The organism is Mesorhizobium sp. L103C119B0, assembly GCF_000502235.1.
GTDB lineage: Bacteria > Pseudomonadota > Alphaproteobacteria > Rhizobiales > Rhizobiaceae > Mesorhizobium.
Genome location: NZ_AYXE01000017.1, coordinates 89,935 through 111,940 on the forward strand (window position 1 = coordinate 89,935; position 22,006 = coordinate 111,940).

The 22,006-nt window shown below is 61.0% G+C and carries 18 protein-coding genes, 1 tRNA gene and 1 pseudogene; 5 read left to right on the forward strand and 15 right to left on the reverse strand.

Annotated elements, in window-relative coordinates:
• Window positions 1-40: 40 nt before the first annotated feature.
• The 4 genes from X728_RS142390 to rsfS all read right to left on the reverse strand — a co-directional run bounded on the left by X728_RS142390 (window position 41) and on the right by rsfS (window position 3,771).
• Window positions 41-1,366, reverse strand: coding sequence for a S41 family peptidase (locus X728_RS142390; protein ID WP_023668701.1), 1,326 nt, complete (start codon window positions 1,364-1,366; stop codon window positions 41-43).
• Between the two features lies 1 nt (window position 1,367).
• Window positions 1,368-2,726 carry a murein hydrolase activator EnvC gene (locus tag X728_RS142385; protein WP_023668700.1) on the reverse strand — a complete coding sequence of 453 codons (1,359 nt, stop codon included), beginning with the start codon at window positions 2,724-2,726 and terminating at the stop codon, window positions 1,368-1,370.
• Between the two features lie 122 nt (window positions 2,727-2,848).
• A complete protein-coding gene (rlmH, locus tag X728_RS142380; protein ID WP_023832621.1) occupies window positions 2,849-3,331 on the reverse strand; it encodes a 23S rRNA (pseudouridine(1915)-N(3))-methyltransferase RlmH in 483 nt (160 codons plus the stop codon).
• Between the two features lie 62 nt (window positions 3,332-3,393).
• Entirely contained in the window at window positions 3,394-3,771 is a 378-nt protein-coding gene (gene rsfS, locus X728_RS142375) for a ribosome silencing factor (RefSeq protein WP_023668698.1), read from the reverse strand.
• A gap of 241 nt (window positions 3,772-4,012) precedes the next feature.
• Between rsfS and X728_RS1000000172285 the strand changes: the two are divergent.
• Window positions 4,013-4,120, forward strand: a pseudogene (locus X728_RS1000000172285) (mechanosensitive ion channel family protein); the annotation flags it as partial.
• Window positions 4,121-4,376: 256 nt separating this feature from the next.
• Window positions 4,377-4,865, forward strand: a complete 489-nt coding sequence (locus X728_RS1000000171780) for a mechanosensitive ion channel family protein (RefSeq protein WP_245263581.1) — start codon at window positions 4,377-4,379, stop codon at window positions 4,863-4,865.
• A gap of 15 nt (window positions 4,866-4,880) precedes the next feature.
• On the opposite strand, the gene X728_RS142370 is transcribed toward X728_RS1000000171780, so the two are convergent.
• The 3 genes from X728_RS142370 to X728_RS142360 all read right to left on the reverse strand — a co-directional run bounded on the left by X728_RS142370 (window position 4,881) and on the right by X728_RS142360 (window position 8,352).
• The gene (locus tag X728_RS142370; RefSeq protein ID WP_023742222.1) at window positions 4,881-6,161 is read right to left on the reverse strand and encodes an MFS transporter; all 1,281 of its coding nucleotides are present in this window, start codon (window positions 6,159-6,161) and stop codon (window positions 4,881-4,883) included.
• Between the two features lie 74 nt (window positions 6,162-6,235).
• On the reverse strand, window positions 6,236-6,868 hold the full coding sequence (locus X728_RS142365) for a nicotinate-nucleotide adenylyltransferase (RefSeq protein ID WP_023700240.1): 633 nt from the start codon (window positions 6,866-6,868) through the stop codon (window positions 6,236-6,238).
• A gap of 203 nt (window positions 6,869-7,071) precedes the next feature.
• Window positions 7,072-8,352 (reverse strand): glutamate-5-semialdehyde dehydrogenase, encoded by a 1,281-nt coding sequence (locus X728_RS142360; RefSeq protein ID WP_023700239.1) that lies wholly within the window; start codon window positions 8,350-8,352, stop codon window positions 7,072-7,074.
• Between the two features lie 78 nt (window positions 8,353-8,430).
• Here X728_RS142360 and X728_RS142355 point away from each other — a divergent pair, with 78 nt between their 5' ends.
• Window positions 8,431-8,916 (forward strand): hypothetical protein, encoded by a 486-nt coding sequence (locus X728_RS142355; RefSeq protein ID WP_023668693.1) that lies wholly within the window; start codon window positions 8,431-8,433, stop codon window positions 8,914-8,916.
• Between the two features lie 26 nt (window positions 8,917-8,942).
• Here X728_RS142355 and proB read toward each other — a convergent pair whose 3' ends face one another.
• Both proB and obgE read right to left on the reverse strand, forming a co-directional pair.
• The gene (gene proB, locus X728_RS142350; RefSeq protein WP_023668692.1) at window positions 8,943-10,070 is read right to left on the reverse strand and encodes a glutamate 5-kinase; all 1,128 of its coding nucleotides are present in this window, start codon (window positions 10,068-10,070) and stop codon (window positions 8,943-8,945) included.
• A 2-nt stretch (window positions 10,071-10,072) separates the two neighbouring features.
• The gene (obgE, locus tag X728_RS142345) at window positions 10,073-11,104 is read right to left on the reverse strand and encodes a GTPase ObgE (RefSeq protein WP_023668691.1); all 1,032 of its coding nucleotides are present in this window, start codon (window positions 11,102-11,104) and stop codon (window positions 10,073-10,075) included.
• Between the two features lie 167 nt (window positions 11,105-11,271).
• Here obgE and X728_RS142340 point away from each other — a divergent pair, with 167 nt between their 5' ends.
• Window positions 11,272-12,135, forward strand: coding sequence for an endonuclease/exonuclease/phosphatase family protein (locus tag X728_RS142340; RefSeq protein ID WP_023700238.1), 864 nt, complete (start codon window positions 11,272-11,274; stop codon window positions 12,133-12,135).
• Window positions 12,136-12,325: 190 nt separating this feature from the next.
• On the opposite strand, the gene X728_RS142335 is transcribed toward X728_RS142340, so the two are convergent.
• From X728_RS142335 to X728_RS142325, 3 genes are all read right to left on the reverse strand, one after another.
• Window positions 12,326-12,913 (reverse strand): GNAT family N-acetyltransferase, encoded by a 588-nt coding sequence (locus X728_RS142335; RefSeq protein ID WP_023700237.1) that lies wholly within the window; start codon window positions 12,911-12,913, stop codon window positions 12,326-12,328.
• Between the two features lie 132 nt (window positions 12,914-13,045).
• Window positions 13,046-13,315: a 50S ribosomal protein L27 gene (gene rpmA / locus X728_RS142330; RefSeq protein WP_015315190.1), complete on the reverse strand. Its 270-nt coding sequence runs from the start codon at window positions 13,313-13,315 to the stop codon at window positions 13,046-13,048.
• A 99-nt stretch (window positions 13,316-13,414) separates the two neighbouring features.
• Window positions 13,415-14,122 carry a 50S ribosomal protein L21 gene (locus X728_RS142325; protein ID WP_023700236.1) on the reverse strand — a complete coding sequence of 236 codons (708 nt, stop codon included), beginning with the start codon at window positions 14,120-14,122 and terminating at the stop codon, window positions 13,415-13,417.
• A gap of 364 nt (window positions 14,123-14,486) precedes the next feature.
• Here X728_RS142325 and X728_RS142320 point away from each other — a divergent pair.
• Window positions 14,487-14,576 (forward strand) — tRNA-Ser (locus tag X728_RS142320).
• Window positions 14,577-15,477: 901 nt separating this feature from the next.
• Here the strand turns inward: X728_RS142320 and X728_RS142315 are convergent.
• The 3 genes from X728_RS142315 to X728_RS142305 all read right to left on the reverse strand — a co-directional run bounded on the left by X728_RS142315 (window position 15,478) and on the right by X728_RS142305 (window position 21,427).
• Window positions 15,478-17,544: a hypothetical protein gene (locus X728_RS142315; protein ID WP_155924025.1), complete on the reverse strand. Its 2,067-nt coding sequence runs from the start codon at window positions 17,542-17,544 to the stop codon at window positions 15,478-15,480.
• Window positions 17,545-17,735: 191 nt separating this feature from the next.
• Window positions 17,736-19,580, reverse strand: a complete 1,845-nt coding sequence (locus X728_RS142310) for an ATP-dependent helicase (protein ID WP_023832623.1) — start codon at window positions 19,578-19,580, stop codon at window positions 17,736-17,738.
• A complete protein-coding gene (locus X728_RS142305; RefSeq protein WP_023832624.1) occupies window positions 19,577-21,427 on the reverse strand; it encodes an AAA family ATPase in 1,851 nt (616 codons plus the stop codon). Before X728_RS142305 ends, X728_RS142310 begins: the two co-directional genes overlap by 4 nt.
• Window positions 21,428-22,006 lie beyond the last annotated feature (579 nt).

Genomic DNA, 22,006 nt, shown 5'->3' on the forward strand with positions numbered 1-22,006 from the left:
TGCATCGCTTCGATTGGGCAGCCAGAGCTACCAGTCGATTTTACTGGTTGAGCACTGCCTTCTCCGGATTCGGCGGGAATGCCGGATCGGTCTTCTGGCCGCGCAGCAGCTGTTCGGCATAGATCAGCTGCAGATCGTCCTTCGGATCCGGCGGCACATAGGCAGCCGAGCCCGAGCCGGTATCGCTCTCGTCGGCGCCCTTGATATGGCCCTTGAGGTCCGATTCGCCGCGCGTCAGGTCCCTGCCCTGCAGTTCGGGCGGCAGCGGCTGGTCGACCTTGATGTCGGGCGTGATGCCCTTGCCCTGGATCGACTTGCCGGACGGCGTGTAATAGAGCGCCGTCGTCAGGCGCAGCGCGCCGTTCTCGCCAAGCGGGATGATGGTCTGCACCGAGCCCTTGCCGAATGACTGCGTGCCGACCACTGTGGCGCGGCGCAGGTCCTGCAGCGCGCCGGCGACGATCTCGGAGGCGCTGGCCGAACCGCCATTGACGAGCACGATCAGCGGCTTGGCGCCGATGTCGTCGCCTGCCTTGGCGTCGAAGCGTGTGACGTCCTTCGGGTCGCGGCCGCGGGTCGAGACGATCTCGCCACGGTCGAGGAAGGCGTCGGACACGCTCACCGCCTGGTCGAGCAGGCCGCCCGGGTTGAGCCTGAGATCGAGCACATAGCCCTTGAGCTTGTCGTTCGGCACCTGCTTCTTGATGGTGTCGATGGCGTTCTCGAGGTCGTCATAGGTCTTTTCGGTGAAGGAGGTGATCTTCATGTAGCCGATGTCGTTCTCGACCCGGAACTTGACCGCCTTGACCTTGATGATGTCGCGCACCACCGTCAGCTCGATCGGCTTGTCGGCGCCTTGGCGCAGGATCGTCAGCTTGATCGGCGTGTTGACCAGGCCGCGCATCTTTTCGACCGCATCGTTGAGCGTCAGGCCGCGAACCTCTTGGCCGTCGATCTTGGCGATATAGTCGCCGGCCAGCACGCCTGCCTTGGCAGCCGGGGTGTCGTCGATCGGCGTGATCACCTTGACCAGGTCGTTCTCCATGGTGACCTCGATGCCGAGGCCGCCGAACTCACCCTTGGTCTGCACACGCATGTCCTGCGCCTGCTCGGCATTCATGTAGGAGGAGTGCGGGTCGAGCGAGGTGAGCATGCCGTTGATGGCGTTTTCGACCAGCGACTTGTCGTCCGGCGGCGTCACATACTGCGCCCGCACGCGCTCGAAGATGTCGCCGAAGATCGCCAGTTGCTTGTAGGTCTCGGAGCCTGCAGCGTTCGCCGTCGAGCCGGGCGCGCCATAGACCAGGCTCATCGCTGACGCGCCCATCAGCGCACCGGCAATAAGAAGCGACAGTTTCCGCATCATTTCACGTCCTTCCAGAGAAGCGGTCCGCCCACCATGGGGTCGGATCGACGGGTTTTCCATCCTTGCGGAACTCGACATAGAGTTCCGGCGTGGCATTTCCATTCTTCGAGGCCGAGGTGCTTGCCACCCGGGCCTCTCCCATCGCGCCGACCGGCTCTCCTGCGAGCACCGACTGGCCAGACGCGACGCTGATTCTGCTCATCCCCGCCAGGACGACATGATAGCCGTCTCCCGCATTGAGGATCAAGAGTTGACCATAGGAGCGAAAAGGCCCCGCATAAAGCACATTTCCGTCCGCCGGTGCCGTGACGATGGCTCCCGATTGTGTCGCAACCATGTCGCCAAGCATCACCGCGCCGTTACCGTCATCGGCCCCGAAACGCAGCTTGATCTTGCCGGTGACCGGCAGCGAGACTTGTCCCTGAAGTGCCGAAAACGGCGCGGCGGCGGTGAGGCGGTTGCCTTCCGGCACGGGCAGCGAAGCCAGCTCCGTCGACGCGGTTGTGCCTGCATCGGCGTTATCGGCGTCCGGCTTATCGCTGTCGGCCGCTTTCTGTTCGCCTGCCTTGACGGCATCCGCCGCCTTGCGGCTCTTGTCGGCTTCAAGCGAAGCGATCAGCTCTTTCAGGCTGCCGGCCTTGGCCGCAAGCGCCTGGGACCGCTGCTTTTCAGCGGCCATCGCCGTCCAGGTGTCCGCCTCGAGCTTCTGCTTGGCTTCGAGCAGCATGGAGAGGCGTTTCTTTTCCGCCGTCTGCTCGCCGACCGCCGCCGTCAGCCGCGTCCGCTCGGCCTCGATCGAGGCCGTCACCCGGGTCTGTTCCCTGAGGTCGGCCAGCAATTTGTCGGTCTGCTGGCGCAGTTCGGGCACCACTGCGCCGAGCAGGATGGCGCTGCGCACCGACGACAGCGCGTCTTCCGGCTTGACCAGGATCGCTGGCGGCGGATTGAGCCCCATGCGCTGCAGCGCGCCCAGCACCTCGGCCAGCACGTCGCGCCGCGCCGCCAGCGAGACACGGATCTTCTGTTCCTCGCCCTTCAGTCCTTCGAGCCTGGCGCCGATATCCTCGATGTCCTGGCCGAGCTTCTGCTCGGTCATCGCCGACTGGATAAGCGCCGCGGTGATCGAGGCATGGTCCTTCTTGACCGAAGCAATGTCGGCGGCGAGCTTGGCCAGCCGTTCGGACGACAGCGTGATCTCGGCCGACACCTTCTCATATTCGGCACGGCTCAAATCGGGGTCAGGCGCCACGTCCAGCGTATTTTCGGCTCGCGCAAGCCCGAGCGACAGCAAAACCACCGCTGCAGCGATGCCGCAGCGCGCGTGCCGAAAGCCCGTTCGTGATTTCCCGTTGTCAGCCATTGAAGCCCGACTCTATGCGTGGCTTCGTTAACGAACCATCAACCATGATCGAACCGAAGCCTAGCACAAAACAGCCGCGCATTGGGGCGGAAATCCGGACGATTGATCCTCGACCCACTGATTTACGAACGGTGGTAGGGATGTCCCGAAAGAATCGTTGCCGCCCGATAGAGCTGCTCGCCCAGCATGACACGCACCAGTTGGTGCGGCCAGGTCGCCGCGCCGAACGAGACTATCAGCTCAGCCTGATCGCGAACCGACTGGTCGTGCCCGTCGGCGCCGCCAATGGCGATGACCAACGCCTTGCGTCCGCCATCGCGCAGCTGGCCGATACGGCTGGCGAAATCGTCTGAGGACAGGTTTTTGCCGCGTTCGTCGAGCAGGAACAGCGCCGTGCCCGGCTGCAGCTGTGCCTGCAGCTTCTGGCCTTCCTCGCGGCGGCGCTCATTGGCGTTCTGGGCTCGTCCCTCGGCGATCTCGGCGACACCAGAGAATTCGAACCCGATCGCCGGGCCGCTCTTGGCGAAACGCTCGAAATAGCGGTCGGCGAGCTCTCTCTCGGGGCCGGCCTTCATCCGGCCCACGGCATGAACTGCTATCTTCATCCCTGCCTCGGCGAGCTTTCAATCCATGTCGCACCCAGGATGGTTACGACATGAGACGAAGCTCAGTGCAAGGTCTCTTCCTCGAGGTCCGGCGCCTGCCACATCTTTTCAAGATTGTAGAATTCGCGGACTTCTGGGCGGAAGACATGGACGATGATGTCGCCTGAATCGATCAGGACCCAGTCGGCGCCGGACAGCCCCTCGACGCGCGCCGTGCCGAGACCGGCATCCTTGAGCGCCTTGAGGAGGTGGTCGGCGACAGCCGAGACATGACGGTGCGACCGGCCCGACGCGATGACCATATAGTCGCCGAGGCTCGATTTCCGCTGAATGTCGATTGAGACAATATTTTCGGCCTTGGAGTCTTCCAGACTGGCAAGGACTGTCTTGATGGCACGGGACACGGCGTCATCTACGCTGATCCTGGCCGGCGAAGGCATGATGTCAGCCTTCTTCCGCAATGCTGTTCTCAGTGTATTTCCTTTCGCAGCAAGAACAACCAAATCACCCACGAAATCAGGTGACACCCTATAGATAGGCAGAGTTCCCTTGCAGTTTCAAGACGGGAGGCCCTGCCAGCGCGAACGCGGTGCACGTCTTCCGGTTCCGGCGCCTTGAGAAAAATCGGAACCCATGGCCGCGGCAGGGGTTATCGACACACCCCCCAAACGGATTTTCCTGATGCCAATCGACCCCCAGAACACGCTGCTCACCGTGCAGGCTGGCCTTGCGCAACTCAGCACACTGATCGTTTCCTATTCCTTCTCCGCCATCGGCGCCATCATCCTGCTGGTCGTCGGCTATCTCGTCGCCGGGCTCGCAGAACGATCGATCTCAGCCGGCCTCGGCCATATCCATGGTTTCGACGCGACGCTGCGCCATTTCTTCTCGAAGATCGTGCGCTACGCCATCCTGATCCTGGTGGTCATCATGGTGCTCGGCCAGTTCGGCGTTCAGACGGCCTCGATCATCGCCGCCATCNGCCATCGGGCTGGCAATCGGCCTGGCGCTGCAAGGCACGCTGCAGAACATCGCCGCAGGCATCATGCTTCTGGCGCTCAGGCCATTCCGCATCGGCGAATATGTCGAGGTCGGCGCCATTTCCGGCACCGTCGAGGAAATCGGCCTGTTCGCCACCAAGCTCCGCACGACAGACGGCGTCTATGTGCTGGCGCCCAATTCGACGCTGTGGAACCAGCCGGTGCGCAATTTTACCCGCAACGGTGTGCGCCGCGGAGACATCACGCTGAGCATCGGCTCCTGGAACGACATCGACCTGGCGCAGAAAACCATGCTGGGCGTTGCCGGCGGCGAGCGCCGCGTCAAGCGAGAGCCGGCGCCGATCGCCTTCGTCGCCACGGTGGGCGATGCCAGCGTCGCCATCACCTTGCGCTACTGGACCACGGCGGCGGATTTCTTCGCCACCCAGATCGATCTCACCAAACGCGTCAAGCAGGCGTTCGACGCCGAAGCCATTTCGGTTCCCGCACCTCCGCCGGAGGCTCGACAGGAAACTGCCGCCACCAGGCAGTAGGAGCTGTGAAACCGTTCAGCGCTTATCTTCCGGGGCGTAGGCGAGCTCCACCGGCAGCGGCGCCTGCGCCGACATCGGCGCGAAACTGCTGGTCTCCGTAGCGGGGACGGCGCGCGTGGTGGCCACTCGCCACAGCACGAACAGGCAGAAGACAGTGGCGATGACGATGGCCACATAAATGAAGGCCTGCGTGCCATAGACAGCCGACAGGGCCGTCACGATACCCGGCACGATGAACCCCGACAGCGACCAGGCAAACAGCAACGAACTCGACAGCGCCACCATGTCGTCCTTGCCGGCGCGGTCGGCGGCATGCGCGCTGGCCAGCGAATAGATCGATTCCGAGGCGCCGTCCCAGACGATGTAGATCACCACGAGCACCATCAGCGCGCCGCCGTCGAAGCCGATGGCCAGAATACCGGCGACGATGGCCAGTGCCGCAGCGCCGGCCAGCACGTAACGGCGATCGGTACGGTCGGAAATCCAGCCGAGCGGTATCTGCAGGATCAGCGTGCCGACGGGCATCGCCGACAAAAGCAGCGCCACATCGGCCTGGCTATAGCCTTTGGCCGTGGCATGGATCGGTGCGAACCCGGCGATCGCCATCGACAGACCGCCGACGGCCAGCATGCCGGCCACGCCGACCGGCGAGATCCGCCAGGCGCGGCCAAGCGCCACGGAGGCTGCGCGAGGTGGCGGCGGTTGAGCCAACCGCGTCATGCCGACCGGCAGGATCGACACTGCGGTGAAGGCAATGCCGATCAGCGGCGCCTGCGCCGTCGCGATGTCGACCGCCGCCAGCAGGGCATAGCCGACGCCAAGTCCGGCGACATAGGCGACGTAAAACACCGCCATCACCCGGCCGCGAATGGCGTTTGCGACGGCATCGTTGAGCCAGCTCTGGGCGACGATGAACAGGCCGCATATTGCAAAACCGTAAAGCGCGCGCGCCGCGATCCACAGCAGCGGGTAGGTGCCGGCGCCAATGGCGGCATTCGACAGCGCTATCAGCGCCGACAGCACCATGAAGGCGCGGGCGTGCCCGACGCGGCGCACCAGCGGCCCGGTCAGGATACAGCCGGCAAGTCCGCCGGCAGACAGGCCGGTGATGATCAGCCCGGCCCAGGTCGGATCGAAGCGCTCGACGCCAAGCCGGACCGGGATATAGGCGAACATCAACCCGTTGCCGACCGCGATCAGCGCCATCGACACGATTACGCTGGCAATGGCGATCACGGGCGCCGGCGGGGCGCCATGATTGGGGCCGATGTCGGTCTGGTTCACTGAAGTGGCCATATCCAGCGCAGCATCGCCCAGCCAATCGCGAAAGGCCGCCGTAAAAGCGACATCGGCGATCTGGTCTTACGGAGTTACCCCTTGGCTTGCTTGCGAATAGCACTCGATGACAGCGACGAACGCGGGCCGTGAATAAAAGTCCAGGCCGGCGCCTTCATGCGGGCGAGCCGGGGCGCGTCACCCTCGTCGACGCGGGCATAGTCGAAGGTTTTGGCCACGACCGAGGACAGGAAGGACAGCGTCGCGCCCGGGCGGTCGATGACGGCGATCGGGAAGGTCATGACGATCTGGCGCCAGCGCTGCCAGCGGTGGAAATCGCGAAGCGAGTCGGCGCCCATGATCCAGACGAAATCGACGCCGGGATTGCGTGCCTTGACCAACGCCAGCGTGTCGGCGGTGAAGCGAATATGATGCGCCGCCTCGAAGGCGGTGACCTTGATCTTCGGGTTCTTGGCGATCTGCTCCGACTGCAGCAGCCGGTCGCTCAGCGGCGCCAATTCCCTCGTGCTCTTCAGCGGATTGCCTGGAGTGACCATCCACCAGAGCTGGTCGAGCGCGAGGCGCCGCAAGGCAATTTCCGCCACCAGCGCATGGCCGGCATGCGGCGGGTTGAACGATCCGCCGAACAGGCCGACGGCGAGGCCTTTCTCGGCATGCGGCATGCGGAGGTAGTGCGAGGGGATGGCGGGCTGAAGGGACGACAGCATGGTGCTAGGCACCCCCCTCTGCCCTACCGGGCATCTCCCCCGCAAGGGGGGAGATCAGCAGCTCCGGCAAAGGCACTTTTCTTGCAACGTTAGTGATTGGCGAAAGCGGAAGAAAAAGCTGATCTCCCCCCTTGCGGGGGAGATGTCCGGCAGGACAGAGGGGGGTGTCTGGGCTCAATGCCTCAAGCCCTGACGCGAATGATTCAAGGCCTCACCTGTCCCGACCCGCGCACGCGGTATTTGAACGAGGTCAGCTGTTCGACGCCGACCGGACCGCGCGCATGCATCTTGCCGGTGGCGATGCCGATCTCGGCTCCCATGCCGAATTCGCCGCCATCTGCGAACTGCGTCGAGGCATTGTGCAAAAGGATCGCCGAGTCGATCTCGTTGAAGAACCGCTCGACCGCTTTGGTATCCTCGGCGATGATCGCCTCTGTGTGGTGTGAGGAGAACGTCTCGATATGGTCGATGGCGCCGGCAATTCCGTCTACCAGCTTTACCGCGATGACGGCGTCGAGATATTCGGTCACCCAGTCGGCATCGGTCGCCGGCTTGGCGTCGAAGAACAGCTTCATCACTTCCTGATCGGCATGGATCTCGCAGCCGGCGGCGCGTAGCGCGTCAAGGATCGGCACCAGATGCGTGGAGGCCGCCGCGCGGTCGACCAGCAAAGTCTCTGCAGCGCCACAGACACCGGTGCGCCGCATCTTGGCGTTGACGGCGATCCTGACCGCCATGTCAAGATCGGCCGAGCGGTCGATGTAGAGATGGCAGATGCCTTCAAGATGGGCAAAGACCGGCACCCGCGCCTCGCTCTGGACGCGCCCGACCAGGCTCTTGCCGCCCCGCGGAATGATGACGTCGAGATTGCCGGAAAGCCCTTTCAGCATCTCACCGACGGCGGCGCGGTCAGTGGTCGGCACGAACTGGATGGCGTCTTCGGGCAAACCAGCGGCCTTCAGGCCCTCGACCACGCAGGCATGGATGGCGGCGGATGAATTGAGCGAGTCCGAGCCGCCGCGCAGGATCACCGGATTGCCGGCCTTGAGGCAGAGTGCGCCGGCATCCGCCGTCACATTCGGCCGGCTTTCATAAATGACGCCGACAACGCCGAGCGGCGTGCGCACGCGCTCGATCTGCAGGCCGTTGGGGCGATCCCAGGCCGCGATCACATCGCCGACCGGGTCCCTGAGCTCGGCGATTTCACGGATGCCATCCGCCATGGCACGGGTGCGCGCCGGATCGAGCTTCAGCCGGTCCATGAACGAGCCGGACAATCCCGATTCGTGGCCATTCGAGACATCGATGGCGTTGGCGTCGAGAATGTCCTGCTCACGCGAAATGATCGCGTCGGCCATGGCGACGAGTGCGGCATTCTTGGCGTTGGTCGTGGCGATAGCCAGCGGTCGGGCGGCGGCGCGCGCATTGCGGCCTATCCGTGCCATCAAACTGGCTACATCTTCGCCTTGGTGTTTGTTCAACATCTGACCGCTCCGGTGAAGCCTGGTGGATTTACACGCGGCCGGCCTTCGCGGCAATGGCCGCAAATTCGGGAGAGCAGAATGAAGAGCGCCGCAGTCTTGTTTGCTTTGGCCACGATGCTGGCGCCCACCGGCCTTCGCGCAGCCGATTACTGCGATGACAAGATCGAACTCGGCGAGAGCCCCGATGGCCTGGCCATGACCATGGTAGGTTCGATGATGTCCCTCGTACTCGCTGAGCGCTATTGCGGCGCGCTACCGACGCCGTTTTCCCAAATCTACGTCGTAGTTGAGGAGGGACATGGATGTGGGCCGCGTGTGAGGCTTGAAGCAGAATTCAAGAAAAAGATGGAGGAGGAAAAAGCGACAGACGCAATGATGGCCGACTCAGTCATGCACGACCTCATCGCAGACGGGACGGACCTCCCCCAAGCCGAAATGGATAAACGTGCCAAGGCTATCATTGAAGGACAGTTGGGAGGTTGCAGCAAGCTTCTGAAAATTCAACGGGACGTTCAGGAGAGGTACCGCAACCCGCCCAAATGGCCGCGTGAACCTGACAAGTAGCGCGCCGTCAATCGCAGGGCCGCGCCTCACTCGGCCGCGCCGCTCACTACCAGATCGTCGCGGTGAATCATCGCCGAGCGCGCCTCGTAGCCGAGCACGGTTTCGATCTCGGCGGTCTTCAGGCCTGCGATCCTTACGGCATCGGCGGCATCATAGGCAACCAGCCCGCGCGCGATCTCGCGCCCTTCGGGCGACAGGATCGCCACCGTGTCGCCGCGCGAGAAATTGCCGCTGACCAGCCTGACGCCCGCCGGCAGCAGCGATTTGCCGGACAGCAGCGCACCGATGGCGCCGGCGTCGACGGTGAGCCGCCCGGCCGGTTCGAGCTGGCCGGCGATCCAGGTCTTGTAGCCTTTCACCGGATTGGCGCTCGGCCTGAAGAAGGTGGCGCGCTCGCCACGCTCGATCGCCATCAGTGGCGACAGCCTGGTGCCCGAGGTGATGATCATGGCGGTGCCGGCGGCGGTGGCGATCTTGCCGGCATCGAGCTTGGTGCGCATGCCGCCGCGCGACAGTTCGGATGCGGCCGCCCCGGCCATAGCCTCGATATCGGGCGTGATGCGGTCGACCACCGGAATGAATTTTGCATCGGGATCGCGCGCCGGCGGCGCCGTATAGAGCCCGTCAATGTCGGAGAGCAGCACAAGCAGGTCGGCGCCCATCATCGTCGCCACCCGGGCCGCCAGCCGGTCATTGTCGCCATAGCGGATTTCGGAGGTCGCTACCGTGTCGTTCTCATTGATGACCGGCACCGCCTTCATCTTGAGCAGCGTCGAGATCGTCGCGCGGGCATTCAGATAGCGTCGGCGCTCCTCGGTGTCGCCGAGCGTCAGCAGGATCTGGCCCGATTTCAGCGCACCCTTGCCCAGCGCATCCGACCATGCGCCGGCGAGCGCAATTTGCCCGACGGCGGCCGCCGCCTGGCTCTCCTCGAGCTTCAGCGCCCGTTTTCCGAGACCGAGAATGGTGCGGCCGAGCGCAATGGCGCCGGACGACACGACCAGGATCTCGGCGCCGCCATTGGCCAGCACCGCAATATCCTCGGCAAGCGAAGCCAGCCAGTCGCGCTTCAGGCCGCTGGTGCGGTCGACCAGCAAGGCCGAACCGATCTTGACCGTGATGCGCCGGTATTTTGTCAGCGACCGCGCCGTCATCGTTATCGGTCCCAGCGGGTCTCGACGGGAGCGGCAGCCCTGTCGCGCGCTTCGCCGACAACTGCCATCAGCGCGCGCAGCACCGCTTCGACGCCCTCGCCGGTGGCCGCCGACAGCAGCATCGGCGCGCGGCCGGCAGCGCGTTTGAGGGACGCAACCTTCTTCTTGCGCTCATCGGCGTCAAGGATATCCACCTGGCTGAGCGCGACGATCTCGACCTTCTCGATCAGCCCATTGCCATAGGCGTCGAGCTCGGCGCGCACGGTCTTGTAGGCCTTGCCCGGGTTTTCCTCCTGCGCCGAGACCAGGTGCAGAAGTACACGCGTGCGCTCGACATGGCCGAGGAAGCGGTCGCCGATGCCGACACCCTCATGCGCGCCCTCGATGAGGCCCGGAATGTCGGCGATGACGAATTCGCGCGCATCGATGCGGGCAACGCCGAGGCCGGGATGCAGCGTGGTGAAGGGGTAGTCTGCGATCTTCGGCTTGGCCGCGGTGACGGTTGCCAAAAAAGTCGACTTGCCTGCATTGGGCAGCCCGACCAGGCCGGCGTCGGCAATCAGCTTCAGCCGCAGCCAGACATTCATCTCTTCGCCGGGCTGGCCGGGATTGGCGCGGCGAGGCGCCTGGTTGGTCGAGGTCTTGAAATGCTGGTTGCCGAAACCGCCATTGCCGCCCTTGGCCAGCAGGAAGCGCTGGCCGACCACGGTCAGGTCGCAGATCAGCGTCTCATTGTCCTCGGCAAACACCTGGGTTCCGGCCGGCACCTTGAGCGTCACATCGGCGCCCTTGGCGCCGGTCATGTTGCGGCCCATGCCGTGGACACCAGTCTTGGCCTTGAAATGCTGCTGATAGCGATAGTCGATCAGCGTGTTGAGACCGTTGACCGCTTCCAGCCAGACATCGCCGCCGCGGCCGCCGTCGCCGCCATCCGGGCCGCCGAACTCGATGAATTTTTCGCGCCGGAACGACACAGAGCCGGCGCCACCGTCGCCGGAGCGGATATAAACCTTGGCTTGATCGAGAAATTTCATTGGACTACGCAGTTTCTGTTGGCCTTGCGGCTTTGCTCTAGATCTTGCGCCTTGCTCTAAACCAAGGCGCGGCCAAGGGCGAGGCCGTTTTGCGACTAAAGCGCCGGATGCCCTTTTGTCGGGGACGCGGTAGCAGTGTTCGCGGACGGAGCTTGAGGGGCGCGGGAATGAAGGTTGTAAGCTACAACATCCAGTACGGTATCGGTCTGGATGGCCGCTACGATCTCGGCCGCATCACCGAGGCGGTTCGCGGCGCCGACGTGATCGCGCTGCAGGAAGTGACCCGCAACAATCCGAGGAACGGCAACCGCGATATGGTGGCCGAGATCGGCGAGGCGCTGCCCGAATATTTTGCCGCTTACGGCAGCAATTTCGAGGTCAATGTCGGCTCGCGCCTGGAGGCCGGCCGCGCCATCACCACCACTTTCCAGCTCGGCAACATGGTGCTGTCGAAGACACCGATCCATCTGTCGCGCAATCTGCTTTTGCCGCGCAGCCGCAGCCTTGAGGCGATGAACTTCCAGCGCGGCGCACTCGAGGCGCTGGTCGAGACCCCGCTCGGCTTCATCCGCTTCTATTCCACGCATCTCGACCATCGCAGTCCGGTTGAACGCGCCAGCCAGATCCGTTTCCTGCGCCAGCGCCTGTTGAACTATGCCTTCGAGGGCGGCGGCCTCTCCGGCATTCCCGAGATCGGCCTGCCGGACCTGCCCTATCCCGAAGCCTTCATAGTCATGGGCGACTTCAACATGCTGCCCGGCTCGCCCGAATATGTCGAACTCGTCGGCCGCCCGGACCATGAATTCGGCATGCCGCTGACCGCCGATCTCGCCGTCGACGTCGCCCAGCGCCTGAACACACCAGACGTCGTCACCTGGGTCGATCCCACGCGACCCGAAGACACAAGCCGCCACAAACGCATCGACTACATCTTCACCTCGGCCTCGCTCGCCGGATCGCTGAAGCGCCTGTGGGTCGACCGTGAAGCGGTCGGCTCGGACCATCTCCCGATTTGGGTCGAGATGGGCTGAGTTGAGTCCGATCCACAACCAACGTTGCCAAACCTGTCGTTTGGAGGCACGCGCTAGGTGTGTTGAGATTCAGGTCAGGCCGAGCCGAAAACACTGGTTTTCGAGAACCGGAGCGGAGCGTACTTAAGTACGTGCACCGGAAGCGCATAAACCCGCGTTTGCAGGCCGGCCTCACCTAATATCAAAACACCTAGAAATGCACCCAGTTTCGAAGACTGATCCAGGTCTTTCTGTCCAGCCGGTACCGCTCGACCGGCACCTGGCCGGCGACGATCGAGTTCAGCATGCCCTGGCCGGCATACTGGAAGCCGCATTTGTGGATGACGCGGCGCGAGGCCGGATTGATCACCCGCGTCGAAGCCTGCAGCACCTGGATCGAGGTCCGTTGGAAGGCGAGGTCGACCAACGCGTGCGCGGCCTCCGTCGCATAGCCGCGCTTCCAGTAGGGCTCGCCGATCCAGTAGCCGAGCTCCAGCCCGCGGTCGGTCATGTTGAGGCCGGCGCAGCCGACGAAAATGTCGGTACTGGCCAGCGTCAGCGCATAGGCGATGCCGGCCCGGCGCGATCTCGTCATAGCCAGGAAGGCGCGTGCCTCGGCCTCGCCATAGGGGTGCGGCATGCGGGCCAGCATCTCGGCGACGTGACGGTTGTCGGCAAGCTCGACCAGTTGCGCGATGTCGGCTTCGCACGGGGCGCGCATCACCAGCCGCTCCGTGGCCAGCACCGGGCAATCTATCGCGTAACTTTCGTCTTCGGTGTCTTCCGCTTCGGCAACCATTCGACGTCCTCCAGGCAAGAAAAAAGGGGAGATGGAAAACCCATCTCCCCTGATCCTTTTCCTGGCTCCATTCAATGGTTTGGCCAGACACCGGTTCCCGAGATGGGCGCCGGTTTTATAGTGCGGAACCGGCTACTCCGCGGCTTTGGTAATCGGGTTGACCGATACGTAGGTTCGGCCGTTGGCTTTTTTGTTGAAGGTGACTGCGCCGGTCTCGAGCGCAAAAAGGGTGTGGTCCGTGCCCATGCCGACATTGACGCCGGGATGCCAGGTGGTGCCGCGTTGACGGATGATGATGTTGCCCGGGATGACGGCTTCGCCGCCGAACTTCTTCACGCCCAGACGCTTGGAATGCGAGTCGCGACCGTTGCGCGACGAGCCGCCAGCTTTCTTGTGTGCCATCTAACTAACTCCGATGCGCCCTGGGGCGCTTGAATGGTCTTATGAACGCGTTCGCGTTCCGTTTCAAGTCCGATCCGGCAACCTTGTCGCCGGTTCGTTTTACTTCTTCGCCAGTTCCTTGGCCTGCTCGCGCCAGTCGTTGATCTGGTCGGTGCTGAAGGGCATGTGCGCGTCGATCTTGGCCACGTCCTTGTCCGACAGCTTGGCAAGCTGGGCGAAGGTGGTGATGCCCTGCTCGTGCAGCTGGCCGGCGGCAACCGGGCCGATGCCCTTGATCACGGCCAAATCGTCCGGCTCGCCCTTCGGCGCCTTGAACAGCGGCGCGGCGACGGCGGTCTCCGTCTTGGCTTCATCCTTCGGAGCAGCCTCGGCTTTGGCTTCCTTCTTCGCCTTGGCTTCCTTCGGCGCGGCCTCAGCCTTCGCCTCGGGCGCTACGTCAGCCTTGACTTCCTTGGCTTCCACCTTGGCTGCGGCCTTCTTGGAAGGCTTGGCGCCACCCAGCAGGATCTCGGCGATCCGCACGGTGGTCAGAAGCTGGCGGTGGCCGATCTTGCGGCGCGAATTCTGCCGGCGGCGCTTCTTGAAAGCGATGACGGTGCGGTTCTTGCCCTGCTCGACGACTTCCGCCGTGACCAGAGCGCCATCGACGAACGGGGCGCCGAAGGTGACATTTTCGCCTTCGCCATGGGCGAGGACGCTGCCGATTTCGACGATATCGCCGACATTGGCTTCGAGCTTCTCGATCTTCAGGAGATCGTTGGCGGCAACGCGATACTGCTTACCGCCCGTTTTAATGACTGCGAACATTTTTTGCCTTTCGCTGTTCGGTCGGCCTCGATGAGCCGCGTCACGCGGTTCGGCCGTCTTTTTGTCAGTCTGCGGGTTCGAAAAACAAGCGGCGTGGAAGAACCCTCCACGCCGATTGCGCGCTTCCCCTAACCGAAGGTTCGGTACGAGTCAAGGCAAACGGGCGGAATCCTTGGCCACGCCGCCTCCTTGCCGCCCCCGATCTCTCCGGTCGAGGACCGGTTGGCCCCATCTGCCGACGTGGCCGCAACGCAGCCCTCCAGACAGAGCCCGCACAGGAAGCTGAATTCCCCCGCGGATTTGGCCTTGTAACCTGCCCGCCCAGCCGTTATCTAGTGCGCCGGCAACGGCCGACCATGACCGCGGAGAGGTGGCAGAGTGGTCGAATGCACCGCACTCGAAATGCGGCATGGGTGCAAGCCCATCGGGGGTTCGAATCCCTCCCTCTCCGCCATACCACATTGAAATTATTCAGATATTTCCCAATTTTGGACCATAACCCCCGAACTGACCCCGCCGATGTCAGCTCTATCTTTTCGTCACCGTGGCAAGGGGAGAAATTTCCCGAATTCCTTTGTTTCGTCGGAAAAGGCGCTGTCGGCCTCCGCAGATGACCATAATGCCCTTAGCGCTTGGCCAAGCCCTACACTCCTGTCTCAACACGCCTCACGCCTACCGGCAGCCGTCTCGCTGGTCCCCTCTACTCAATCGGGGGCGGTCCTGATTTGGGGCCTGGGAGGGGTGCCCATTCCAATCTACCTTGCTTCGAAAGCGCGGCAGATTTTTTCTGACTTCTTGCTGATTGACAGTGCACGCACATTTCCACTCACCAACAAGGCTAGGCGGAAGGCCGGGGACAATTAGCCCTATTTGGCGTGCGTTGAAAAATTAGCGTTCCTCCAACGGCCGGCGATCGCGACCCAGGGCACGTGCGATCAGCCAGCAATGGCTGTCGTCGCCCCGACAGACGGCCTAATCACGGCGTTTGATATGTGGTCGAGGTGCACCGCCATGCTTCTTTCACGCTCTCCAGCGGTCTTCTCTTGAGCGCGTAGAGCCTGTCCGCTTTTGGCGGAGAGCGGATTGACGGCTTTTCATGGCAGGACATGGATAGCGGACATTCCGGGGCGTGCGAGTGATGGCCAAGATGGGGCTGACGGTAGTACGGCAGCTCTGTGGCCTAGGAAGTGAAAACTTATGATGAGGGTGCTGTTCACAGCGCACGCGTCCCGCCCTGCCGGCGGCTTTGAAGCTGCTATTGTGTGTCGCGCCATCACATGCGTGTTGCGAGAACATCACCCGCATGTCGGCGCTGGATCATCGAACGTCAAAAACGGTCCACGGAATTTTCGGAACTAACCTATTTTTTGTCGAACGCTGAGAAGGCGTTCCGAATAGCCGTCGTCATTCACGCCCATCACATGGCCGCCAAACACATACTCGTTGTTGTAGCGGATCGTATGCTTCATAAGGCCATCCAAGGCGAAACGATACACGAGCTGATGCGCTTCGGTATCGAAGGAGGTTTGTACCAATTCCGCAGACGGCAGCCAGTCATAAATATATCGGCAAGTATCAAACGGGATGACGTCAAGGAACATCTCCGTGCTCTTGCCCTCCGCCACGTATGTGTACCGCCGGGTTTGCTCAGCATTGTAGTGGTAGGGCATCGCGTACTGAGCGAGCACTGGAAAAAGGGCCAGTTCGGATGTTGGGACGTCGCAGAACATGTACATATTTTGCATGTAGGCGTACCCCGCCAGAAGTTCCTTCATTGCGGGTTTTAGCCACTGACCGTCACGGTCATTTCTGAGCAGCAGATAGGCGTGAATGACATCATCCACCGGGATATTGGGCAATCCGCCTAGCTCTCTGCGCCACGTGTCGATCAATTTGAACGACGATGCGTCCGGCGCGAGATAGTTCTCGTCCTTATGCTTGTTCAGCGACGCCAGCGTCCACCCGAGGGTGTTCATGTCGGCGTCGACTATGTAGTCACCACCACCGAACTCTAAGGCTTCATCGAACGATATTTGCTCTGCGGCATGTGGAGCCAGTTCGACAGGAGACTTGGAAAAAAAATGCGGCCACAATCCAGACGCCGACAGGCGAGCCATAGGCACTATGAACGACGCCAGATCGAACAGTTGCCTCGTAATGTACTGACCGTAGAAATTCGAAAAATCGGCTTTGACCTTGTGGAAGAAGGACTCGTCTTCAGGCTGCCCTTTCGGGATCATTCCGTGTGCAACAGCGCCATCGGTCATGTTCCATTCCGGCTTCCCGGATTCGAGCATTCCCTTTGGGTACAGATAGGGGCTGACAATATCGGAATATGCGTGAAGTTGGCCGACGTCGCCTATGTCCGGTTTGGCGAAATTCGTGATCAAGACGCCTAAGGGATTCAGGCGCTGGTATCGAAATATGTTCGCAACGGTTCTAAGTGTCGCCTGGGATGTGCTGGGAAGCGGGCCACACGCATCGAAATAGATAATATCAAACATCATCGGAACGGCTTGCAGGTACCGATCCATGGGCATCTTTATGATCTTGATCAGTGGGTAGTGGGAAGCTTTGGCACTCGCCAGAGCTTCGTTGAATGTCTTATTTTCGGACTCGAATGCATAGATGCCATGCGGGTGGACGCCAAGACCAACAAGCTCATCAAAATCATTCATTGGCTCGGGGCCAGCCAGGTAGGCCACGACAAGGTCTCCTGCTGTTCTGGTACCAACCTTGCTTAGCCAAAAGTTCTCCCATGCCTGAATAGTCTGGTCGTCACATTTTTCTGCTGCGGATTTGTCGTGACCTGTCCGTTTTGCAAGGTCATCTCTAACCTGCCGAACATAGCCCTGACTTACTATTGCGCCACTTTCCCGCTTCTCCGTGAGCACCTCAACGGCATGTCTCAGAGCAGCGGTCCGCACGGTTTTCTTTTGTGGCTGATTATACATATGCCCCCCTTGGAAGAAAATATGCCAGAGATCGTGGGTTCGCCAAAGAGCAGATTGAACTTCGCGAAAGTCATGGAACATGCCGATTTTAGGCAGTGCACGATGTACGGTGTAGTGCCGCATCTTGGCAAGGGAACCGCCGGCGCGCGCCGGTCGCATCCCCCAGGCCATGGGGCGTTCAGGAATCAAGCCTTTCCGTGCAACATGAAAAATAGTCCGCCGTTCTATTGCGGTTGTGGAGAGCGTTCTCCTTCCAAGGAAAAGAACCATCCATTGAGAAGTGAGGTTACCCTTCTTGGTGGAGATTGCTCGGTTCTCACACCACGCGCCGAAGGCTGCATTGGAAGATGCTCTTTTCGTCATGACTTCCTGGACAGCTTCAGAAAGAACAGACACTGCACTGGTGGGCTTGGCGGGCTGATGGGCGTTGTCGTTGGCCGACAAATGACCGGACAGTGCCCTGCGCACCTGACGGGTGGCCTATACCGGCAACACACGCCATCCACCTGGCAGCGTTATTTCCGGCTGTATGGCCGGCGCGATGGTCTTCGTACTTGGCGGCACAGGCACATATAGGTCTGGACTGCGTGCCTCAAAAAGGCGTCGCCCGAGAGCAACGGATAGCCAACCACGATAAAGCTAACCCTACCAGCGCTCTACTACAGCGCCCCATTCAAGAACGTGGATGGAGCCAAGGTTCGCACACCACCCCAAGGCATTTCTCGTGTGGCTGGATAGCTCAGATACAGCAGGCGCCTTGCACGCGTGGCAGCGACGAAGGCATTGCGACTCTCCTCGGCGCGTTCCTTTGCGCCGGTTGCGCGATAGTCCGGAAAGATTCCTTCTGCCATGCCCGCCAAGAATACGACATCAAACTCAAGTCCCTTGGACGAATGCACAGTCAGCAGCGCTACACCCTCACGCGAAGGCTTCTGAGTGCTACCAAGCGCTTTGCTACTCATGAAGGCGGTTGCGGTTCTTGCACCGGTCACGCGGCGCAGGAACTGGTCCCACTCTTGCCTAAGCACTTCGACATCCTCATAGATCGCAAGCCTATCGGCCACGGCTTGTTCGTCAGCGTGCTTTCTCAATTCAGTGAGCGCCAGCATGAGGTCCAGCTTCGTTGGGTTCCTCGAGGCTGCCACGATAGCTTTTCGGACCGCCTCTGCGCGAGAACTGCGTGCCGCACCCGACATAACTTCTAAGCTAGCCAAGAAGTCGTGGGATACTGGCTGTTCGGCCACCCGCCATCGCTTAGCAAGCGCGGATAGATGCAGCCGATCTTTTGGGTTCGCCAAGACGCGCAACGCCACCAGGAAGTCCTCGACCACCTCGGATTCGTTTTCGTGGCTGGCAGAAAAACGCTTGTAGAAGGGAATGCCGCGTTCCGTCATTTCGCCTTCGACAGCAAGTAGTGAATAGCGTGTCCGTCCCAAGACGGCGCACTTTCCGGGCTGCACTCCTCCTTCGACGTCAGGATGGCCTTGCTGGAACAGCTGTTCAAGCCTGTCAACGATCTGCCGCGCCTCATCCTTCTCGTCGGCTCCACGCAGCACCTTTACAAGCCCTTGGATAGGCAACTGCTGGTCGACCATGTAGTTGGAGTCCAGCGTCTGAGTGAAATCAACGACTGCACGCGACGATCGGTAGTTAGCGGTGAGCTCCACTCGCTTGGCATCGAATTCGATGCCAAAACGTTCCATATACTCGGGGCTCGACGTATTGAATCCATAGATCGATTGCCGGGGATCCCCCACCATCATAACGTTGCGATTGCTGTCAGAGCAAAGCGCCATAATCACCGCAAATTGGGCCTCGTTCATATCTTGAGCCTCATCGACACAGATGAACTTGTAAAGGCGTCGGTAGATGTCACCGATCTTGGGGTTGTCCACAAACAGCTTGTAGGTAAGCAATAGCAGATCATCGAAGTCGTAGGCGTTTGAAGCGCGCATGCCCGCCTCGTACGCCTCCATCACGCGGCGCGTCTCCTCGTCTTCCACCAAGGCGTGGCTGATAGGGTGCGACTTGACGTACGAGATAGACGACAGCCATTGTACGACGCGCCGATGGCGCTCTTTCAAGTCTCCACTGTTGGCGAGTTGCTCCGACAGGAAGGGATCCTCTTCAACCGCCCTCTGAAGTACTTCTTGACGATCCCTCGTCTGCTCGAAAATATTGGGAGCACCGTCGATGCCGACGAATTTCCCGCGCTCCGTCAGTACTTCCAGACAAAAGCCATGCAGCGTGCCGATAAACGCGCGGTCCCTAGCATCGCCGAGGTCGGCCAGCCGCTCCTTCATCTCGTCAGCTGCTTTATGGGTGAAGGTGAGTGCGAGCACCCGAAAGTGCCCTGGAACGCTGGTCAGTAAGTGCCGAATTCGCTCCGTAAGAACACGCGTCTTGCCTGAGCCTGGGCCTGCGATGACAAGGAGCGGCCCCTCCAGATAATTAGTAACGCTGAGCTGCTGCGGCGAGAGCCTCGATCCAAACGCGTCTGTCATGCTTGGTCCTTGGCTTTGGACAACCCATGGGCTTTGCTGATTGCTTCGAAGAGTTCCTCGATCTTTCTCGGGAACCGACGCTGCGGGTCTTTATGGTTTGAGATGATGAGGGCAACGGGTCTGGCCGCAGAGGTCTTGTTACCCTCGAGATAGTCGAGCGTCGCGAGCTCGCGACCGTCAGCCGCCGTGTAGTCGCGGGTTGTGCCGCCCTTCTTCTTTTGCCCCTGCATGGACTTCATATAATCATCCAAATGCTTGGACTTGCCCTCGATTTCGTCGATCGCTTGCTCAATCTCAGCCTGGTATCCTTCGGACAGCAGGTACTTCTCAAGCCCCATATCACCTGGGATCACCACCACATTGGGGCAGTTCTCAGACTCAGCCTCACCTGCCTTCCGGAGCATTGCATTCAAATGTGCCACAGGCTTAGGCTCGCCGTCGCTAAAGATGTACCAAGGAATCCGCAGAGCCTTGGCCAGCCAAATGAACGGAAAGTAGTCTGTGCCATTAACGCGCACAAAACAAAATCCCAGCTCGTGAACACTCCTGCCCCAGTACTTTCCTGCATATACCGGTAAACCCTGTTCCTCAGTCTGCCCTTCGAAGAGCACGACCCCGCGTGAAAACAGGATGTCCCCACGGGTCTCAATCACCGTATCCTGCAGCTTGCGAATGTCGTCCTTGTGAAGTGAACTTGTGTCCAACTTGGTCACAGAAGAATCACCGTTGGCCTTAAAGAACAGCCGGAGATCTTCGAGCGGGGCTTGGCCTGCGAAATATGGCGAGTGCGTGCTTACAATGCGCTGCCCGGTAACTTGCTTGATATGCGCGAACAGCGAGCGCTGGGCCTGTGGATGCAAATGCGACTCTGGCTCTTCGAGAGCGAGCACCGAATGCACGCTGTCCCCACCATCGGTAGCCTGTTTGTATCGCCACGAGACGTAAGCCCGAAACACCAGAAGCGCCGCCAAGCTGCGGGTGCCCATGCCATGTCGAGCGAGTGGGAACGGCTGGGCCCCGGCCGTTTGGAACGACACATCCACTCCCTTGGAAAGGTCACGTAACTTACGAGCAACAGGTGTGACGTCGACCGTGCCGCTGTCTGCGGCCACAATAGTTTGCAACCCCGCAAGATTTTGTTTTAGGTGTTTAAGGATCGCACTCTTTCCAACAATTTGCTCGTTGATCCCGGACAGTGTCTTCTCCATTTCCTCAACCTCAGCCACGGAGAGACCAAGGTCCTCAGTCAGGCGTCGCCAGAACGATCCCGGCTTTCGCAAGTCTTCGTCTAGGTCGCGCTTCGCGTCCACATAGTGTAACGCCAAGGGCTCAAGCTGAGCCGCCGTGACGGGGCGATCTTGGGTGGCCGCCGCCGCCCAATCGTCAAAAGGCTTCCACTCCCTCAGGAAGCGCCGCTCCAGTATGTACTCCCCACGAATGTCGCTCCATTTTAGCGTCGTCCGGATTCCGGTGAACTCGTTAAAGGCGTCGTCGGTCGCGATACCCGTGGCACCCCAGAGGTTCGTCCAGAAGCTTCCAGCCGGATAAGCATCCACGATTTTGCCGTCGGCACCGACGGGCCGCAGCATCACATCAACCAACACCGAGCGAGTCTTGGGCGCAGTGGATTCGCCAAGTGCGAGGCGCACATCATCGGCATCGAGTGATTTTCGCCCAACACCGATTGCGGCAAAGAGTGCGTCGAGGAAGCTGGTCTTGCCGGCGTTGTTCGCCCCGATGAGAACTGTGAAATCGCTGAATTCCAACTCAACATTGGCAAGCGAGCGAAAGTCGCGGACGCGCGCCGCTACGATTGCGATACCGCTTTCGGCTCCGTAGACAGTCATGATTGTGGCACATTCATTGAAAGTGTTTGCAAGACTAAGCGCGGGGCGAATTTGGCGACCACTTACCCATAGCTCAAAAGGAGCGACCTATGGAAGCGGCAGCACCTCGCGTGCGTTGCCTTGTGTTCTTCAAAACCAGGAACTTAGCGGGTAGCTGGTTGAGAAGCTGTAACCCGCAGTTCGCCTCGGCGAGCTTTGCTCTGAGCCTAGAGGGGCTGATCGGGATCTGCGGGCTGGGAGGGGTACGCTTCTGAAGTGACCCTGCTTCGAAAGCGCACCAGAATTTTTCTGACTTCCTCATACCCGGCCATTCGCGCGAGATTTGACCGCTGGGTGGCATAACCGTTTGTCCGTCATCCCCTATGGCGGGATCGCTCGTCGGCCGCTGTCGGGCCTTCTCGGCAACGACAAGGGGATTCAAGGCCTACACCTTACTTGGCGTATCGGACCTGCAACCTGCGGCGCACGGGCCTGAATTGCCCGTTCACTTACCTTGTGCGACTATTGCCTATGAAGGCTTGGGGGAGTGAACGCCTTGAAGACGGGGCATCATCAATCATCGGTAAGGAAAACGAGTCC

Coding starts and splice junctions, on each gene's coding strand:
- X728_RS142390 (WP_023668701.1), bottom strand. CDS start 1,366: ATGATGCGGAAACTGTCGCTTCTTATTGCCGGTGCGCTGATGGGCGCG.
- X728_RS142385 (WP_023668700.1), bottom strand. CDS start 2,726: ATGGCTGACAACGGGAAATCACGAACGGGCTTTCGGCACGCGCGCTGC.
- rlmH (WP_023832621.1), bottom strand. CDS start 3,331: ATGAAGATAGCAGTTCATGCCGTGGGCCGGATGAAGGCCGGCCCCGAG.
- rsfS (WP_023668698.1), bottom strand. CDS start 3,771: ATGCCTTCGCCGGCCAGGATCAGCGTAGATGACGCCGTGTCCCGTGCC.
- X728_RS1000000171780 (WP_245263581.1), top strand. CDS start 4,377: ATGCTTCTGGCGCTCAGGCCATTCCGCATCGGCGAATATGTCGAGGTC.
- X728_RS142370 (WP_023742222.1), bottom strand. CDS start 6,161: ATGGCCACTTCAGTGAACCAGACCGACATCGGCCCCAATCATGGCGCC.
- X728_RS142365 (WP_023700240.1), bottom strand. CDS start 6,868: ATGCTGTCGTCCCTTCAGCCCGCCATCCCCTCGCACTACCTCCGCATG.
- X728_RS142360 (WP_023700239.1), bottom strand. CDS start 8,352: ATGTTGAACAAACACCAAGGCGAAGATGTAGCCAGTTTGATGGCACGG.
- X728_RS142355 (WP_023668693.1), top strand. CDS start 8,431: ATGAAGAGCGCCGCAGTCTTGTTTGCTTTGGCCACGATGCTGGCGCCC.
- proB (WP_023668692.1), bottom strand. CDS start 10,070: ATGACGGCGCGGTCGCTGACAAAATACCGGCGCATCACGGTCAAGATC.
- obgE (WP_023668691.1), bottom strand. CDS start 11,104: ATGAAATTTCTCGATCAAGCCAAGGTTTATATCCGCTCCGGCGACGGT.
- X728_RS142340 (WP_023700238.1), top strand. CDS start 11,272: ATGAAGGTTGTAAGCTACAACATCCAGTACGGTATCGGTCTGGATGGC.
- X728_RS142335 (WP_023700237.1), bottom strand. CDS start 12,913: ATGGTTGCCGAAGCGGAAGACACCGAAGACGAAAGTTACGCGATAGAT.
- rpmA (WP_015315190.1), bottom strand. CDS start 13,315: ATGGCACACAAGAAAGCTGGCGGCTCGTCGCGCAACGGTCGCGACTCG.
- X728_RS142325 (WP_023700236.1), bottom strand. CDS start 14,122: ATGTTCGCAGTCATTAAAACGGGCGGTAAGCAGTATCGCGTTGCCGCC.
- X728_RS142310 (WP_023832623.1), bottom strand. CDS start 19,580: ATGACAGACGCGTTTGGATCGAGGCTCTCGCCGCAGCAGCTCAGCGTT.
- X728_RS142305 (WP_023832624.1), bottom strand. CDS start 21,427: ATGACTGTCTACGGAGCCGAAAGCGGTATCGCAATCGTAGCGGCGCGC.